17 protein-coding genes are annotated in these 16,947 nt (G+C 71.0%); 8 read left to right on the forward strand and 9 right to left on the reverse strand.

The features are described from left to right. Nucleotides 1-72 precede the first annotated feature (72 nt). The gene (locus ABFX81_RS19705; RefSeq protein ID WP_346138404.1) at nt 73-528 is read right to left on the reverse strand and encodes a VOC family protein; all 456 of its coding nucleotides are present in this window, start codon (nt 526-528) and stop codon (nt 73-75) included. A 232-nt stretch (nt 529-760) separates the two neighbouring features. Here ABFX81_RS19705 and ABFX81_RS19710 point away from each other — a divergent pair, with 232 nt between their 5' ends. The 4 genes from ABFX81_RS19710 (at nt 761) to ABFX81_RS19725 (ending at nt 4,974) form a co-directional block, all read left to right on the forward strand. Continuing rightward, nucleotides 761-1,999, forward strand: coding sequence for an aromatic ring-hydroxylating oxygenase subunit alpha (locus ABFX81_RS19710; RefSeq protein WP_346138405.1), 1,239 nt, complete (start codon nt 761-763; stop codon nt 1,997-1,999). Beyond that, nucleotides 1,996-2,820: an SDR family NAD(P)-dependent oxidoreductase gene (locus ABFX81_RS19715; RefSeq protein ID WP_346138406.1), complete on the forward strand. Its 825-nt coding sequence runs from the start codon at nt 1,996-1,998 to the stop codon at nt 2,818-2,820. The genes ABFX81_RS19710 and ABFX81_RS19715 overlap by 4 nt, the downstream gene beginning before the upstream one ends. Nucleotides 2,821-2,851: 31 nt before the next feature. After that, nucleotides 2,852-4,588, forward strand: coding sequence for a PEP-utilizing enzyme (locus ABFX81_RS19720; protein ID WP_086854704.1), 1,737 nt, complete (start codon nt 2,852-2,854; stop codon nt 4,586-4,588). Between the two features lie 71 nt (nt 4,589-4,659). Continuing rightward, the gene (locus ABFX81_RS19725) at nt 4,660-4,974 is read left to right on the forward strand and encodes an antibiotic biosynthesis monooxygenase (RefSeq protein ID WP_086854703.1); all 315 of its coding nucleotides are present in this window, start codon (nt 4,660-4,662) and stop codon (nt 4,972-4,974) included. Nucleotides 4,975-5,012: 38 nt separating this feature from the next. Here ABFX81_RS19725 and ABFX81_RS19730 read toward each other — a convergent pair whose 3' ends face one another. The 4 genes from ABFX81_RS19730 to ABFX81_RS19745 are packed head-to-tail and all read right to left on the reverse strand — an operon-like array spanning nt 5,013 to nt 7,989. Further along, the gene (locus ABFX81_RS19730) at nt 5,013-6,044 is read right to left on the reverse strand and encodes an NADP-dependent oxidoreductase (protein WP_346138408.1); all 1,032 of its coding nucleotides are present in this window, start codon (nt 6,042-6,044) and stop codon (nt 5,013-5,015) included. A 4-nt stretch (nt 6,045-6,048) separates the two neighbouring features. Beyond that, complete coding sequence (locus ABFX81_RS19735) at nt 6,049-6,264, reverse strand: transposase (protein WP_086847888.1); 216 nt, start codon at nt 6,262-6,264, stop codon at nt 6,049-6,051. 7 nt (nt 6,265-6,271) lie between these two features. Then, nucleotides 6,272-6,598 (reverse strand): 2Fe-2S iron-sulfur cluster-binding protein, encoded by a 327-nt coding sequence (locus ABFX81_RS19740; protein WP_346138409.1) that lies wholly within the window; start codon nt 6,596-6,598, stop codon nt 6,272-6,274. Next, nucleotides 6,583-7,989 (reverse strand): aromatic ring-hydroxylating oxygenase subunit alpha, encoded by a 1,407-nt coding sequence (locus tag ABFX81_RS19745; protein ID WP_346138410.1) that lies wholly within the window; start codon nt 7,987-7,989, stop codon nt 6,583-6,585. Before ABFX81_RS19745 ends, ABFX81_RS19740 begins: the two co-directional genes overlap by 16 nt. A 237-nt stretch (nt 7,990-8,226) precedes the next feature. Between ABFX81_RS19745 and ABFX81_RS19750 the strand changes: the two genes are divergently transcribed. The 4 genes from ABFX81_RS19750 to ABFX81_RS19765 are packed head-to-tail and all read left to right on the forward strand — an operon-like array spanning nt 8,227 to nt 13,063. Beyond that, nucleotides 8,227-9,369, forward strand: a complete 1,143-nt coding sequence (locus ABFX81_RS19750; RefSeq protein WP_086847894.1) for a substrate-binding domain-containing protein — start codon at nt 8,227-8,229, stop codon at nt 9,367-9,369. After that, nucleotides 9,354-10,877, forward strand: a complete 1,524-nt coding sequence (locus ABFX81_RS19755) for a sugar ABC transporter ATP-binding protein (RefSeq protein ID WP_346138411.1) — start codon at nt 9,354-9,356, stop codon at nt 10,875-10,877. Before ABFX81_RS19750 ends, ABFX81_RS19755 begins: the two co-directional genes overlap by 16 nt. A gap of 27 nt (nt 10,878-10,904) precedes the next feature. Beyond that, nucleotides 10,905-11,999, forward strand: a complete 1,095-nt coding sequence (locus ABFX81_RS19760; protein WP_086847898.1) for an ABC transporter permease subunit — start codon at nt 10,905-10,907, stop codon at nt 11,997-11,999. Between the two features lie 2 nt (nt 12,000-12,001). Continuing rightward, complete coding sequence (locus ABFX81_RS19765; protein ID WP_086847900.1) at nt 12,002-13,063, forward strand: alcohol dehydrogenase catalytic domain-containing protein; 1,062 nt, start codon at nt 12,002-12,004, stop codon at nt 13,061-13,063. Here ABFX81_RS19765 and ABFX81_RS19770 read toward each other — a convergent pair. The 4 genes from ABFX81_RS19770 to ABFX81_RS19785 form a co-directional block, all read right to left on the reverse strand. Next, nucleotides 13,051-13,755 carry a DUF4328 domain-containing protein gene (locus ABFX81_RS19770; protein ID WP_346138412.1) on the reverse strand — a complete coding sequence of 235 codons (705 nt, stop codon included), beginning with the start codon at nt 13,753-13,755 and terminating at the stop codon, nt 13,051-13,053. The genes ABFX81_RS19765 and ABFX81_RS19770 overlap by 13 nt on opposite strands. A gap of 171 nt (nt 13,756-13,926) precedes the next feature. Continuing rightward, nucleotides 13,927-14,709 (reverse strand): ThuA domain-containing protein, encoded by a 783-nt coding sequence (locus ABFX81_RS19775; RefSeq protein WP_086847904.1) that lies wholly within the window; start codon nt 14,707-14,709, stop codon nt 13,927-13,929. 3 nt (nt 14,710-14,712) lie between these two features. Continuing rightward, on the reverse strand, nt 14,713-15,477 hold the full coding sequence (locus ABFX81_RS19780) for an SDR family NAD(P)-dependent oxidoreductase (protein ID WP_086847906.1): 765 nt from the start codon (nt 15,475-15,477) through the stop codon (nt 14,713-14,715). A 63-nt stretch (nt 15,478-15,540) separates the two neighbouring features. Continuing rightward, nucleotides 15,541-16,782 (reverse strand): acyl-CoA dehydrogenase family protein, encoded by a 1,242-nt coding sequence (locus ABFX81_RS19785; RefSeq protein ID WP_086847908.1) that lies wholly within the window; start codon nt 16,780-16,782, stop codon nt 15,541-15,543. Nucleotides 16,783-16,947: the final 165 nt, after the last annotated feature.

Here is a 16,947-nt window from a genome sequence, read left to right on the forward strand (position 1 = left end):
GGTTGCCAAGCAATCGGACTTACTTGTGCTGGTCTACAGTAACCAGCAGGGGCACCTTACTGAACAGCGTCTCTAATTACTATGGCCCGGGCCGGGGTCGTCGGCACGCGCGTCCACCAACTCCACGACGTTGCCCTCCGGATCGGCCCAGAAGCTGATCCGCCGGCCACGGGCCCGGACGACGACCGGGTCCGACAGAGGCCGGGCACCCGCGGCCGGCAGCTCCGCCACCACAGGGTCCATGTCGTCGAGATGGAAGGTCAGATACGACAGCCCCAGACGCCCGGCCGGCGAGGCCGCCGCGCCCGCCGCCACCGGGGCCGACCGGGGAAGGATCAACTTGACGCACCCCCCGCAGGGCACCCGCAGCCAGGCGACCACCAGCTCGCCGCCGAGGCCGGCCGGGCCGCCGACGGACTCCGGTACGCCCGAGCGGCGCTCGGCGCGGCAGCCGAGCACGCCGCAGTAGAAGCGCTCCATCAGCTCCAGGTCCCGCACCACCACGCCCACCTCGAACGGCAGGGTCATGACCATCACACCCACCCCCACGGGACACCGAGCGGCAACTTCGCCACTTTCTATTGACAGACCACACTAAGTCCTGTTGTCGTTTCGGACACAGCCCAGCTGTCGCATTCCGAAGCCGGTCACCGGCTCGCGGCTGGGAGGATGTGAGGACATCGTGGTCCAAACCAGTTCGCCGGAGATTCGGGGAACAGACGCCGAACCCAGGTCGCCGATCTCGGTACCGTCGGCCCCCTTGGCCTCCTCGGCCCCATCGGCCCCCGAATACGCGTCGTGGATCAGCCAGGACCGGTCCACCGACGCCGCGTCCCTGACGATGCGGCGGGAGGCCGCCGAACTCGTCGAGCGTGTGATGACGCACTACCGCGACAACACGACGCACGAGGCGGACGGCCAGTGGACGGAACCCGTCGCCAACTACCTCGACGCCGACCGCTGGCAGCGCGAGACGGACGCCGTCCACCGCAGCGTCCCCCTGCCGCTCGCCATGTCCTGCGAGCTTCCCGGGCCGAACACCTACAAGGCGATCGACGTGCTCGGCATCCCCGTGCTGATCACCCGTGACCGTCAGGGCGCCGTGCACGCGATGATCAACGCCTGCCGGCACCGGGGAGCCAAGCTCCTGGAACCCGGATGCGGGGTGTCGAAGCGGCTCACCTGCCCCTACCACTCCTGGTCGTACGACCTGGCCGGAGAGCTGCGGGGTGTGTACGCGGAGAAGACCTTCGGCGAGGTGCCGCGCGAGGGCCGCAGTCTCGTCCGGCTCCCGGCCGGGGAGCGCGCGGGGATCGTCTTCGTCTCGCTGGACCCGGCGGCCGAGCCCGACCTGGACGGCTGGCTGGGCGACCTCCAGCCCCTGCTGGAGGGCCTCCGGCTGGCGGACTGCCACCACTACGCCACCAGCGAGCTGACCAGTCCCAACTGGAAGGTCACCCTCGACGGGTACCTGGAGACGTACCACTTCGCCTCGCTGCACCCCAAGACGGTGTTCGAGACGAACCTCTCGAACATGATGGCCCACGACACCTGGGGCCCCCACCAGCGCATCGCACCGGCCCTGCGCCCCATCGCGCAGGCGGTCGAGCTGCCGCCGGACCAGCGTGACCCCGGGGACTGTGTCGGGCCCATCTACTGGCTCTTCCCGGGCCTCGCGATCGCGGGCGGCTGGCGCCAGAAGATCGCCGTCTCCCTGGTGCTCCCCCGGACGGCGACCGAGTCGGTGACCCAGCAGATCATCCTGCTGCGGGACCCGGCGGTCACCGAGGAGGAGCGCCAGGCCGCCGACCGGTTCGGCGCATGGTTCCACGAGGTGGTCCGCGACGAGGACTACGCGACCACCTACGGAGTCCAGCAGGGCCTGAAGGCCCTCGACGGGACCGACTTCGTCTTCGGACGCAACGAGCCCGGACTCCAGCACTTCCACCGCACCATCCATCAGCACCTGGACACAGCAGCCCCCAGAGCCGCCAGGTGAGCAACCAACAAGACTCGCGGGAGAACACCATGGTGGCTACGGGCAGCCTCGACGGACGTGTCGCGGTGATCACGGGCAGCACGCGCAGCATCGGCCGCGCCATCGCCGAAGCATTCCTGGCCGACGGCGCCACGGTCGTCATCAGCGGCCGCAGCGAGGTCAAGGGCAAGCAGGCCCTGGAGGAGATGGACGCCGGGGACCGGGCCGTCTTCCACCCCTGCGACGCCAACAGCCAGGAGGACATCGAGGGCCTCGCCGACTTCGCCGCCGAGCGCTTCGGCAGGCTCGACATCTGGGTCAACAACGTCGGCGGCAGCTCCGGCTTCGCCCCGATCCACCAGCTCAGCGACGAGGCCTGGCACGACGCCCTCAACCTGAACGTCAACGGCTACTTCTACGGCACCCGCCGGGCCCTGCCGAAGATGCTGGAGGGCGGCTGGGGCCGCATCATCAACATCTCCTCGGTGGAGGGCAAGCAGGCCAACAAGCCCGCGATCAGTCACTACATCACCAACAAGCACGCCATCCACGGCCTGACCAAGGCGACCGCCTTCGAGTACGGCACCCAGGGCATCACCTGCAACGCCATCTGCCCCGGCGCCGTCGACACCGACCTCATGCGGGCCGCGGGTCCCGCCGCCGCGGAGGCCGAGGGCATCTCCTACGAGGACTGGCTGGGCCGCTTCGCCGAGCACGCCGCCACCAAGAAGATCACCACGGTGGAGCAGATCGCGGCGGTCGCCTCGCTGCTCGCGAGCGAGGCGGGAGCGGGTATCACCGGCACGCTGATCAGCGTCGACGGCGGAACAGCGCAGTGGTAGGCGCGGGCACGGACAGCGGGAGACCTCGGTCATGAAGAGCTGGATCACGGACTGGCAGCGCAGTGAGCGGCTGCCGCACTACACCCGGGCCAACGCGGGAGAGACCCTGCCGGAACCCGCCAGCCCGCTGGGCTGGACCCTGGTCTGGGGGCGGGGCCTGCAGGGCTGGCGTCGCGGCTTCGTCGGGTTCGGCATCTACCGCGAGGAGGAGGTGGCCGGCCCCCGGCCGCCGTTCGTCGGCATGTTCGGCGGCCACTTCTACCTGAACCTGTCCCACATGCGGCTGTTCGGTATCCGTATGGGACAGACAGCGGACCAGATCGACGCGGCCTTCGTCGGTCAGCGCTCCGACACGCCGGTGTACCTGGCGCACCCGGACGACCAGGACGAGGAGCTGACCGCCAAGGCGGGTGCGACGCTCCAGCGGATGCTCGGCCAGGCCGGCTTCCCGGAGGCCGACGCCGACCGGGAACGGCTGCGCGCCCTGCGCCGTTCGCGACCCGGCCTGGCGAGGCTGTCCGACGCCGAACTGGTGGCGCACGCACGGTCGTTGCTGGACGAGGTGGAGACGACCTTCCAGCGGCACGTCGAGTCGTCGCTGCCCGCGTCCGTCGGGCCGGCGATCCTCGGCCCGCTGTGCGCGAGCGTGGACCGCCCCGGTGCCATGCTCGACCTGATCGGCGGTCTCGGCGACGTCGACTCCGCCTCCCCGTCGACCGGGCTGTGGACGCTGTCCCGGCAGGTGGCGGCCTCGGCCGAACTGAGCGCGCTCTTCGACCAGGGTCCGGCCGCGGTGGAGCGGGCACTCGACGGGGCGAGCGGGGACGTGAAGGCGTTCCGTGACTCGTTCGAGGAGTTCCTCGCGGAGTCCGGCGACCGCGGCCCCAACGAGTGGGACATCCACGCGCTGTCGTGGGAGGCGGCACCCGTCCAGGCGCTGGCCCTGGTCGACCGGATCCGGCACAGCCCCGACGACGACTCCCCGGCTGCCCGGCGCACACGGCTGACCGAGGGGCGCGAGCGGACGGCGCGGGAGATCCGGGCCGTGCTGCCCGAGGAGGCGCAGCCGATGTTCGACGCCGGCATGCACGCCTCCCGGGTGTGGATCCCGGCCCGCGAGCGCACCAAGGCGAACTGCGTCACCGTCGTCAACGAGATCCGCATGGCCGTACGGGAGCTCGGCCGCCGTGGCGTCGCGGCGGGGCTCTTCGCCCGGCCCGAGGACGTGATGATGCTGCTGGACACGGAACTCGACGACTACGTCGCCGCCCCGGAGTCCTTCGGCCCGGTCATCGCGCGGCGCCTCGAGGAGTACGCGGGCCTGCACGAGCTGGAACCGCCGTTCTTCGTCGCCGACGACGCGCAGACCGAGATCGACACCTGGCCGCGCCGCGCCGAGGAGCGGACCGAGGCGGCCGTCGAGGGCGATGTTCTCGGGGGTGTCGGCGGCAGCCACGGCACGTACACCGGCAGGGTCCGGGTGGTCACCGACCCGGCGTCCTGCGAGGCGCTGGAGCCCGGCGAGGTGCTGGTCGCGCCGATCACGGACGCGGCCTGGACCCCGCTGTTCCTGGTCGCCGGCGCGGCCGTCGTGGATGTGGGCGCGCTCAACAGCCACGCCGTGGTGGTCTGCCGTGAGCTGGGCATCCCGGCCGTCATCTCCGTCGAGGGCGGCACGCGACGGCTGCGGGACGGCATGATGATCACGGTCGACGGTGAGCAAGGCACGGTCACCGTGGACAGTGTTCCCGCCCCGCTCGGCATCTGAGAACTCCGCGGGCCCGTCGCTTCCCTGCACCGGAGCGACGGGCCCGCGGGCGCGACCTCGAAAGGACCGCCATGGCTGAGGAACTCATCGTCTCCGGCTGGATGGACTACGCACCCGACGACCGCGACACCGTGCTGTCCGCCCTCGTCGAACTGGGCCGGCGTACCCGCGAGGAGGAACCCGGCTGTCTGGACTACGCGATGACCGCCGATCCAGACGACGAGCGGCGAATCCGGGTGTTCGAGCACTGGACCTCGCGGCAGGCCCTCGACGAGCACTTCGCCACCCCGCACATCAAGGACTTCCGGACGGTTGTCGCGGGGCTGGCCCGCGTCGGGGTGTCCCTGACGGCCCACACCGTCGCCGCGTCACATCCCATGCGCTGAAACGGCGCCCCCGCCAGGGGGCGCCGTTTCCGGCAGTCTCAGCGGGAATCGTCCAGCCGCACCAGCATCTTGCCGACGTTGCCGCCGCCCAGCAGGGACAGCAGTGCCCCCGCGGCGTTCTCCAGGCCGTCGGCGACCGTCTCGCGCGCGGTGATCCGGCCCTCGGCGAGCCAGCCCGCGACCCGCTGCTCGAACTCCGGCCGCAGGTCCTCGTGGTCGCGGACGATGAACCCGGACAGCGTCAGTCGCTTGAGGACCGCCTGGATCAACTGGTTGATGTCCACGGTCCGCCCCGCGCCACCGAACTGCGACATCATGCCGCACAGGGCGACCCGGCCACCGGTCCGCAGCGCGTGCAGAGCGGCGGCGAGCTGCTCACCGCCGACGTTGTCGAAGTACACGTCGATGCCGTCGGGTGCCAGTCGCGCCAGCGCGTCGCGCACCGGCTCGGCACGGTAGTCCGCGGCCGCGTCGTAGCCGAACTCCTTCACCAGCAGGGCGCACTTGTCAGGCCCTCCGGCGGTCCCGATGACGCGGTCCGCGCCCAGCAGGCGGGCGAACTGGCCGGCGGCGGTGCCGACGGCGCCGGCCGCGGCCGACACGAAGACGGTGTCGCCCGGCCGCAGTCGCGCGACACGGGTCAGGCCGACGTACGCGGTGAACCCGGTCTGGCCGAGCAGGCCCAGCCAGGTGGGCAGCGGCGCCAGTGCCGGGTCGATGCGGCCGGCGCCGTCGACGGCCGCCGCGTCGAGCACCGCCCGCTCCCGCCAGCCGAGCTGATGACGTACGTACGTGCCCGGCGGCACCGAGGCGCAGCGGCTCTCCTCCACGACACCGAGGGCTCGGCCGTCGAGCGGCGAGCCCGGGGTGAAGTTGTGCGTGTAGTGCTTCTCGGTGGTCGACAGCCGCCCGCGCATGGACGGGTCGACGCTCATGTAGAGGTTGCGGACGAGCAGCTGCCCCTCCCCCACGGGCGGCAGCGGGCGCCCCTCGACGGCGAAGTCGCCGGGGAGCGGTTCTCCGTCGGGCCGGCGCACCAGGCAGACCACTCGGGTGGTGCGGGGCGTCATGGGGTCACTCTTCCGGCTGCCGGGTCTCACGCCGCTGGGCGAGGCGGCCGACCCAGCCGGCCATCTGGAGGTCGGCGTGGCGCAGTTCGCCCGACTGCCACCGGGCCTGGAAGTCGAAGACGCCCTGCACCCCTGTCCTGGGGTCGGTCACCTCGACCAGGCCGTCCTCGGTGAGCCGGTACACATGGCCGGTCAGCGGGTGGATCACTTGCTTGGACACGGGGGCCTCACTCCTGCACTCGGCGGCGTACGCCGCGCTTGGTCACGGTCACCGGGCCCTCGACCCGGAGCCGGCAGGCGAGCCGGGTCAGGCCGTCCACCGGTCTGCGCAGGGCCTCGATGCCCTCGCGCTCCAGCGGGCCCACGGGGGAACAGTTCTCGACGCCCTCCTCGACCTGGACGAAGCAGGTACGGCAGGTGCCCTTGCCGCCGCAGACGGTGGGCCAGCGGTAGCCGAGCCGCCCGGCGGCGGTGAACAGGTCCTCGCCGTCGAGGACTTCGAGCTCGACGCCGGAGGGCCTGACCGCCACCCGGTGGGTCACCTGCTCATCCACTGGTCGAGCGTCTGGTTGAAGTGGCGGATACGGCTCTCCTGGTAGTTCGCCAGGGTGATGCCCGGCTTGCGCATCGCCTTCAGGCCCTGCTGGACGTAGGGCAGGTTCTCGCAGTCCTGGTCGAAGACGGGCCCGAGCACGCCGAGTTCGGGTATGTCGGCGAAGAGCGTGTCCTCCGGCACCCAGCGGATCTTCGCCGGGGGCGGCGTCTCGCCGGGCTGCTTCGGGGACGACATGAAGATGATCTCGGCGGTGCACGAGTCGGGGTCGAGGCCGTTGGGCCGGAACCGGTAGATGATGTTCGACTTGGCGCCGCCCCAGGGGTTGAAATTGGGGAACAGCAAGTAGTTGATGGCGTCCAGCAGCTCGGTGTCGGGTGTCTCCGAGAAGTCCTGCTGCGAGGTGGCCGCCAGTTGTTCGCGCATCCGCGCGGCGAGGACCTGCCGGGCGGTGCCCCCGGGCGGGATCGCCGGCAGTTCGTCACCCTCCTGCATCACCAGGTCACGTCCCTGGGCGGCGGCATAGAACGAACGCGAGTCGTAGAAGGTCTCCAGGACGTCCTCCTCCGTGACCGAGTCGGCCACGTGCGGGCTGGGCGCGCCCTGGATGTTGATCATGCGGTTCCAGTTCGGCTGGTCCGCCATGACGTCGTACTGCGAGTTGGCGTCGGCGAGCCACGTCAGCATCTGCGGATGCGTGGCGATCACGTGGAAGGACTCGATGAACGCGTCCTGCGCGACCTTCCAGTTGCAGGGCAGCACCTTGGCGATGTGCAGCGACTTGTAGCGGTTCTCCAGCGGCCAGATGTAGTAGTCGTCGAAGGTGCCTCGGTAACTGTCGAAGGACTCGGCGTACGGGTCCATGTTGATGAAGACGAAGCCGCGCCAGGTGGCCACCTGGGCCTCGGGGAGGGCGAACTTCTCCGGGGTGACGTGCGGGAAGTCCCAGGCGCAGGGCGGGGTCCGCATCGTGCCGTCGAGGTTCCAGGCGAAGCCGTGGAACGAGCAGCGGAACTCGCTGACGTTGCCGCCGCCGGTGCGCAGTTTGCGGCCGCGGTGCAGACAGACGTTGACGAAGGCGCGGATCTCGTCGGGAGCCGTGCGGACGACGATGAGGGAGTCGTCACCGATCTCGTAGACCTCGTGGTCGCCCACCTCGGGGATCTCGCTCTCCAGGCAGGCGAACTGCCAGACGCGCCGCCAGACCTGCCGCATCTCGCGTTCGGCCCACTCGCGGGAGGTGAAACGGGCGGTGTCGATGTCCTCGCTGCCGAGGTAGTCGTTCCGCTCGTACCTCAGGGCGGGGGGAACGGGGCGGCTGTCCTGGTCGAGGTAGTCCTGGACGCTGGGCCCGGGGCACCGTGCCGTGGCCGGTTCCGACGTTTCGTCCATCATCTCTCCTCCAGCAGAAACTTTAGATTGAGTGTAGTTACCGGTTGCCGCCGGGAGCAACACTCGTGCTGGTGGACGATCTCCGTACCTGACGAGGTCACCGCACTTTCGCACCGTTATTCCGGAATTTCTTGCGGCAACCCTCTCCCCAAGCCCGCCGGGGCATGTCACACTCCGACCCACTTGAGGCTGTAGTGCCTCATAAGTTTCTCCGTCACACCACGGGAGTGCTCAACGATGAGTTCCAGACCCCGTCGCGCGGTCCGCCGCGCCGTCACCGCGACCCTCCCCGTCACCGCCCTGCTCGCCCTCGCGGCATGCGGTACCGGGACCACTCCGGCCACCGACTCGACACAGGCGGGGGCGCCCGGCTCCCCCGGCCTGACGGCTGCCCGCGCAGCCCTGGCGAAGTACTCCGAGCGCCCGGCCACGATCTCCGTGACCGAGCCGGTGGGCAAGGCGATCCCCAAGGGCAAGAAGATCGACTTCATCCTCTGCGGCGTCCAGTCCTGCAAGGACCTCGCCGACTTCTTCACCGAGGCCGCGAAGGAACTCGGCTGGCAGGTGAAGCAGATCGCCACCCAGGGCACCCCGGAGTCCGTCCAGGCCGCCTACGAGCAGGCCGTACGCGACAAGCCGGACGCCGTCGTCGCCTCCGGATTCCCCCGTGCCGTCTACGCCAAGCAGCTGGCACAGCTGAAGGCGGCCGGCATCCCCGTCATCCAGTCGAACGCGGACGACGTGACGGGCGACGGCATCTCCCTGCTGAAGAACGGGCCGAAGGACGTCGGCGTCCAGGGCGAGATGCTCGCCTCGTGGGTGGTGTCGAACAGCGGCGCCAAGGCGGACACCGTCTACTTCGACCTGCCCGCCTACACGATCCTCAAGCCCGTCAAGGACTCCTTCGCGGCCAAGTACAAGGAATGGTGCGACGGTTGCGCGCTCGACAACGTCGACGTGCCGATCACCGCGGTGGGCAAGGACATGCCGGACCGCGTGGTGTCGTACCTCCGGTCGCACCCGAAGGTGACCCATGTCGTCTTCTCCCTGGGCCTGCTCAACGTGGGCGTGCCGGCCGCGCTGAAGACCGCCGGGATCACCGGCAAGCACATCGTCGTCAACGTCGGTGACGCGCAGAACTACCAGTACATCCAGGGCGGTCTCACCGACGGCGCGATGGCGCTGAACTCGCACGAGACGGCCTGGCTCCAGGCCGACGCGCTGGCCCGGCACTTCACCGGCCAGTCCATGGCCTTGGGCCAGAAGGCGGCACTGCCCAACATGCTCGTCACCAAGGACAACCTGCCCTCGGCCGACGGCGACTTCCCGATCGTCGAGGGCTACAAGAAGCAGTTCAAGGCGCTGTGGGGACTGAGTTGACCGGGCCGGTGCTGCGGGTGACCGCCCTGTCGAAGAGATTCGGCGGCACCCAGGCGCTGGAGGACGTCGATCTGGAGGTCATGCCCGGCGAGATCCACGCCCTGATCGGGCCCAACGGCTCCGGCAAGTCCACCCTGATCAAGATTCTCGCCGGCTACCACCACGCGGAGCCGGGTGCGGTGGCCGAACTCGACGGCGAGCCCTTCGGCCTCGGCCAGGTCGCGGCTTCCCGCCACGACCGGCTCCGCTTCGTCCACCAGGAGCTGGGGCTGGTGGGCGAGTTGAGCGCCATCGACAACCTCGCGCTCAGCCACGGCTTCGCCCGCACGGCGTTCGGCAACATCCGCTGGCCGGAGATGGAGCGGCGGACGAGCGCCCTCGTCGAACGGTTCGGCCTCGGCATCGACGTACGCAGACCCCTGATGACGGCGACCCCCGTCCAGCGCACGGTGGTGGCCATCGCCGCCGCGCTGCAGGGCTGGGAGGGCCGCCGCGGGGTCCTGGTGCTCGACGAGCCCACCGCCGTGCTCCCGCCCGGCGAGGTGGCCCGTCTCTTCGACATCGTGCGGGAGGTCCGCGACGCCGGCGCCGGTGTCCTGTACGTCTCGCACCGGATGGACGAGATCTTCGCCCTCGCCGACCGGGTCACCGTGATCCGCGGCGGGCGCCGGATCGCCACCCGCCCGGTCGCCGAACTCACTCCGCGCCTGCTGGCGGAGCTGATGGCGGGCGAGGAGATGGAGACCGCGCACCGTCCGGCGTCCCCCTCCGGTCCCACCAAGCCCGTGCTGGAGGTCCGCGACCTGTGGGCCGGGCCGCTGCGGGGAGTCGACTTCGACCTGGCCGGGGGCGAGCGCCTGGGCATCACCGGTCTTGTCGGCTCCGGCCACGAGATCGTGCCGTACGCCGTGTGCGGGGCCCATGCCGGGCGGGTGAGCGGCAGGCTGCGGCTGCCGGAGCGCTCCGAGCGGTGGACCGAGGCGCGTGACGCGAGCGGTCTGGGCCTTCCCCTGGTACCGGCGGACCGGGCGGGCGAGGGTGTGATCGGCGACTTCTCGGTCGGCGAGAACCTCACCCTGCCGCTCCTGGACCGGCTGCGCTCCCGGTCCGGGCGGTTGCGCCGGCGCCGCGAGTCCGCCCTGACGCAGGACTGGATCCGGCGGGTCGGGGTGCGTACGGCCGGGAGCGGGGCCCGGATCACCACGCTGAGCGGCGGCAACCAGCAGAAGGTCGTCATGGCCCGCTGTCTGGCCGGGCGGCCGCCGGTGCTGGCGCTGTGCGAACCCACGGCGGGCGTGGACATCGCCACCCGACTTCAGCTGTACGACCTGATAGAACGTCAGGCCGACGAGGGCATGGGCGTCCTCGTGTCCTCCTCCGACACACAGGACCTGCTCGCGCTGTGCACCCGCGTCCTGGTGGTGCGGGACGGCCGGATCACACGGGAGATCAGGGGCCGGGACATCACCGAGCCCGCGCTCGTGCACGCCATGGAAGGAACCGAGTGACATGAGCCCTGGAAGGAACCGAGTGACATGACGTCCACCCCGACCCGGGCGGCGGAGCTCCCGCCGTCCGCACCGGAGAGATCCGCGGTGTACGTACCGGGGACATGGGCCCGACGGGCGGCGGCCGCCCTGTCGTTCCGCAACATCGGCGCCGTGTACGTGTGGCTGGTCATCGTCGTGCTCTTCACCGTCTGGGCGCCGGACACGTTCCCGACCACCATCACGGTCAAGCAGGTACTGAACGGCAACGCCGTGGCGGGCCTGGTCGCACTCAGCGTCGTACCACCGCTGGCCGCCCGCGTCTTCGACCTCTCCATCGCCTTCACCATGTCGCTCACCAGCGTGCTGACCGCCCACTTCATGGTCTCCGCCGGGCTCGGGCCCGGCACTGCCATCGCCCTGGCGATGACCGCCGCACTGCTGGTCGGGGTCGTCAACGGCATCGTGGTGGTGGTCCTGCGCGTCGACTCGTTCATCGCCACCCTGGCCACCGGTGCGCTGATCCAGTCCCTGATCACCATGGTCACCAACGACAGCTCGATCACCGGTGTGCGGCTGCTCGCCGAGCCGTTCGCGAGCATCGCCCAGCTGGACGCCGGCGGCGTCACCCTGCCGGTGCTGTACCTGCTGCTCGCCGCCCTGGCCATCTGGTTCCTGCTGGAACACACCGCCACCGGGCGCCGGTTGTACGCGACCGGATTCAACGCCGACGCGGCCCGGCTGCAAGGGGTGCGCACCGACCGGCTGCGCTTTCTGACCCTGGTGGCCTCCGCGCTGCTGTCCGGTTTCGCCGGTGTCGTCTTCACGGCCTCGGTCGGCTCCGGATCTCCGACCGCGGGCACCCCGTATCTGCTGTCGGCCTACGCCGCCGCCTTCGTCGGGGCGACCCAGTTGCGCGCGGGCCGCTTCAACGCCTGGGGCACGGTCCTCGCGGTCCTCCTGCTCGGCACCGGCATCACCGGACTCGGGCTCGCCACCAGCGCGCAGTGGGCCGCGAGCCTGTTCACCGGCTCGGTCCTCATCGTGGCGCTCGTCCTCACGGGGGGCCGGATCGCCCTGCCCACCGTCCTGCGCCGCCGGGCGAGAACCCGGCCGGACCCGACCACCGGCAAGGAGCTCTGATGATGAAGGCACTTCAGTACCGGCGAGTGGGGCACGCCCCCGAGGTCGTGGAAGTCCCGGTACCCGAACCCGGCCCGGGCCAGGTGCTGTTGAAGGTGACGGCGGCCGGGCTCTGCCACTCCGATCTGGCGGTGATGGGCTGGCCCGAGGAGCAGTTCCCCTACGCCCTGCCGATGACACTCGGTCACGAGGGCGTCGGCACGGTGGCGGCGCTGGGCGCCGGCGTCACCGCCGTGACGGAGGGCGAGGCGGTGGCGGTGTACGGCCCCTGGGGCTGCGGGCGCTGCCACCAGTGCGCCGCGGGCAGGGAGAACTGCTGTCCGCACGCCGCCGGGCTCGGCATCCTGCCTCCGGGACTCGGCTCACCCGGTGCCCTGGCGGAGTACCTCCTGGTGGACTCGCCCCGGCACCTGGTGCCCCTGAACGGACTCGACCCGGTGCAGGCCGCACCCCTCACGGACGCCGGACTGACCCCGTATCACGCGCTCCGCGGGTCGCTGCCGAAGCTGCTGCCCGGCAGCACGGCGGTGGTGATCGGCGTCGGGGGTCTGGGTCATCTCGCCGTGCAACTGCTGCGCGCGCTGACCCCGGCCAGGGTCGTCGCCCTCGACGTGAGCAAGGAGAAACTGGAGCTGGCCCGCGAGGTCGGCGCCCACGAGACGCTCCTCTCCGACGGCGAGGCGGCCGCGCGGATCCGCGAACTCAGCGGCGGTACGGGAGCGGAGGTCGTCCTGGACTTCGTCGGGGCCGAGGCGACCCTGGCGGTCGCCGCAGCGTCGGTGGCGGTGGCGGGCGACGTCACCGTCGTCGGCCTCGGCGGGGGCACCCTGGCCGTCGGCTTCGGGGGAGGTCTGCCGTTCGAGGTGTCGGCCTCCTTCCCCTACTGGGGCAGCCGGACGGAGCTCATGGAGGTCCTGGAGCTCGCACGCCAGGGTCTCGTGTCGTCCCGCGTCGAGACCTTCACACTGGAACAGGCGCCCGAGGCGTACGAGCGCCTGCACGCCGGGGAGATCGACGGCCGCGCGGTGGTGCTGCCGCACGCCTCGTCGCCTCACGCGCTGTAAGGGCTGCTTGCCGTCGCCTTCCGCCAGTGCATGGACGTCAAGCGGGCGGCGAAGTACACGGCGGCCACGACAGCGGCGATGTGGAGAGCGTCCGCTGCCATGTACTGCATCACCGCGGCTCGAATCTCCGTGAGGGCCTCGGCGCTCTGGTATCGCGACGCGGCGTACCAGTCGAACAACGTGCTGGAAACGAGCAGCCCCCACCACAGGTTCACGGGCCAGATCGATGTCCGGTACGGCTCCCCGCCGGCGGGCAGGGGTGTCGCGGCACCCCACATGTCGACGGCGATGCGGTACGGCAGCCAGAAGTTCGCCAGTGGGATGAGCCAGCCGCCGATCGCCCAGCCCGGCCCCTTGCGGAACCGATCGGGTGCCAGCAGCCCGGTGTTGCGCCGCGTCCGGAAGAACCAGGCGACGAAGAGGGCCGCGCAGGGCAGGTACACGTTGCCTTGAAGGTCGCCGGCTGTCTCGTACAGCGAGTAGGCGGCGTCCAGCCTTTGCTGCGGAGCGGCGGCGAATCCCTGTTCCTCGTCGATGAGCAGGTAGATCCGGGCTCCGGCGAAGACGGCGAAGAGATCGCTGAGGGCGATGATCGCGAGCGCCGCCGACGCCGCGGCCAGCAGGCCGCGCGCCGAGCGTGGTGTTCCGCTCGGCAGCATGCGACGCGGACGGAGTTCTCTGGATGCGGACATGACGGTGGCCCCCCACGGGCGGAGAACGAAAAGGCCCGCGGAAGATCGCGCGCGGGGGCACGGTACGCCTGAAGCGAAGCCCCGTCCATGACAATCCGCAGGTCGGACGGTTGGGCTGGACCCCTGCGTGGTCCCCGGGCGTCCCCCAGCACTCACGCCACGGCCCGAGCTTCACCGAGCCGGGCTTCGCGCGCCCACCGTCCGCTCCACACAACGCCCGAGCACTGTCAGGAACTCCGGTGTCTGCCAAGGACCCACGTCCACGCGCCCGGTGTCGTCCACGCCGAGGTCCTGCACGTCGTAGCGGCCCCGGCAGTGGCCGAGGGTGAAGTAGCAGACCTCGCCGCGGCCGTGCCGCTTGAGGTACAGCACCGGCCGGGGCGCGCGGTCGAGGGCCGCCGTGTCGCCCTCGGCGAAACCGCGGCACGGCCCCGTGTACTCGGCGTGCAGCAGCACCTCCAGCTCGCCGTGCAGCTCGCTCACGTACAGCTCGTCGGTGACCGTGAACGGTTCGATCCCGGCGACCAGCGGGTGGTCGGGCCGGGTCACCCGGACTTCGTACGGCTCGATCGGCGGGTGGGCCAGGAACTGGCTGCCGAGCACCTCCGCCACTTCCCCGAGGAGCCGCGGAGTGGTGAACACCCGTGTGCCGCCACCCGCCGACGGCTCGATCACCGCGTTGGTGCCGTGCAGGGCGAGCCAGCGCCCGCCCCGCTCGACGAACCGTGCCAGCGCAACCCGTTGCGCCGGGCGTGGCCGGACGTCGCAGGTGTAGGTGACCAGCAGGTCAGCCTTGTCGAGGGCGGACAGGCAGTCGTAGTCCTGGTACACCGTGGTGCGCACCCGGGGGTGCTCCGCGAGCAGCTCCAGCAGCCGCAGCCGCGCGTGGTCGAAGTCGTGCCACCGGCCGCCGCAGACCAGTACGGCGTCCAGCCGGCCGGCCGGGCCCGCCACGGCTCAGTACTGGACGCGGGTGAGCAGCCCGCCGTCCACCACGAGGTTGACCCCGACGCAGAAGGAGCCGGTCCGCCCGAGGAGGAACGCCACCGCGGCGGCCACGTCCTCGGCGGTGCCGTAGCGGCCGATCGGCAGCTTGGCGAGGACCTCCTCGTACACCTCCGGGCGGCTGGTGCGGATGGTCTCCCAGGCACCGCCGGGGAAGTCGATCGGGCCGGGCGAGACGGTGTTGACGCGGATGCCCTTCGGCGCGAGGGAGTGCGCGAGGGCCGAGGCGTGCTGGACGACGGCCGCCTTGAGCGCGGAGTAGGAGTTCGCTCCGGCCGGGCGCGCGGTGTCGGAGGCGTTGGTGGTGCCGATGGCCACGACGGCGGCCCGGTCGGAGGCCTCCAGATGCGGAAGAGCCGCCTCTACAAGCCCCGCGAACGGGATCAGGTCGCCGCGCAGGCTGGCTTCCCAGGACTCGGGGCCCTTCACGTTGCCCGCCGACACGTTGGAGACCAGCAGGTCCAGGCCGCCGAGTTCGCCGGCCGCCCGCTCCACGAAACCCGCGAGGGCGGCCGGGTCGGTGACGTCGACCGGCTCCGCGAACACCGTGGCCCCCTCGCCGCGCAGTTCGGCGGCGGCCTTGGCCAGCCCTTCCTCGCCCCGGGCACACAGGGCCAGTGCGCAGCCCTCGGCCGCGAGGGTTCCGGCGATCGCCCGGCCGATGCCCCGGCTCGCGCCGGTCACCAGCGCCTTCGCGCCTGTCAGTCCCAGATCCATCGATGTCACTCCTTTGTGATTGCCGGAACGGTCCCGGTAGCTCGGTAGCTGAGCAGTGGTCCTTCAGTTGCCGGGAAGCTGCGAGAACGGCGCCCGGTCCGCCCGCGGCTCCGGTGGCAGCTTCAGCACCCGCTCGCCGATCAGGTTGCGCTGGATCTGGTCGGTGCCTCCGGCCAGTCGGTAGCCGGGGGCGCCGAGCAGGTGCTGTGTCCAGGCGTAGGTGCCCGGTTCGCCGGTGTCGGCGCTGATGCGCGCCCCCATCAGCTCGGCGGCGACCTGTCCCGTGCGGGTGAGCAGGTCGGAGGCCATGAGCTTGGTCAACGACGCCTCGGGGCCCGGCCGTCCGCCGGCCGCGCTCGTCCTGGCGACGCGGTCCACGGTGGCCGCGCGCAGGGCGGCCCGTACGTACAGGTCGGCGAGGCGCTGGCGGACCAGCGGGTCCGAGGTGCGGTCGAGGGAGCGGGCGAGCGCGAGCACGTCGGCAAAGGTGCCGCCCTTGCGGCGGTTGCCGCTGCCGGAGGCGGTCCGTTCGAAGGCGAGGGTGGTGGTGGCGACCTCCCAGCCCTGGCCCGGCCGTCCGATCCGGAGCCGGTCCGGGACGCGTACGCCGCTGAGGAACACCTCGTTGAAGGAGGCGCCGCCGCTCATCTGCCGGATGGGGCGCACCTCCACGCCCGGGGCGTCCATCGGGACCAGGAAGGCGGTGATGCCGGCCTGTTTGACGACGTCAGGGTCGGTGCGGGCGAGCAGCAGGCCGTAGTCGGCGAACTGGGCGCCCGAGGTCCACACCTTCTGGCCGTCGATCACCCACTCGCCCCCGTCGGTCTGCCGTGCGCGGGTGCGCAGGGCGGCGAGGTCGGATCCGGCACCCGGCTCGCTGAAGAGCTGGCAGGCCAGCAGGTCGGTGCGCAGGAACGCGCGTGCGTGGTCGTGGAGTTGCTCGGCCGTCCCGAACAGGGAGACGGCCATCGCGACCAGGCGCACGGTGACGCTGATCAGCTCGGTGGAGGGCGGCACCTCGAAGGCGGACTCCTCCTCGGCGAAGGCGGCCGCGTGGGCGGCGGTCAGGCCCGCGCCGCCCCTGTCCGTGGGGAGGGTCAGCGCCTGGTAGCCGGCGTCGAAGCGGGCCCGCTGGTAGGCGCGGCAGCGCTCCAGCAGCAGGCGTTCCTCGTCCTCGGGGAGGTTGTGGAACACGGCGAGATCGGCGTCTTCTCCGGCGGACTCCGGCGCCCGCGCCGGTTCGAGCACGTCGGCCAGCCACTGCCGCACCTGCGTGCGCCATGCGTCCGGATCGGGCTGGGGCATGACTCCTCCTCGGACACTTACCAGACGAAAGATTCAGTAACGGCGGCGGCAAAGTGTGCTTGCCAGACCCCTTGAGCATGCGGGAACACCTCCGCTTGAGATCAGAGTGTTCCGTACTTTCTTGATAAACGCTACAGTCTCCGCATCACCTCTCCCCTCGATTCG

Origin of the sequence: Streptomyces coeruleofuscus (assembly GCF_039532725.1) — a bacterium.
GTDB lineage: Bacteria > Actinomycetota > Actinomycetes > Streptomycetales > Streptomycetaceae > Streptomyces > Streptomyces coeruleofuscus.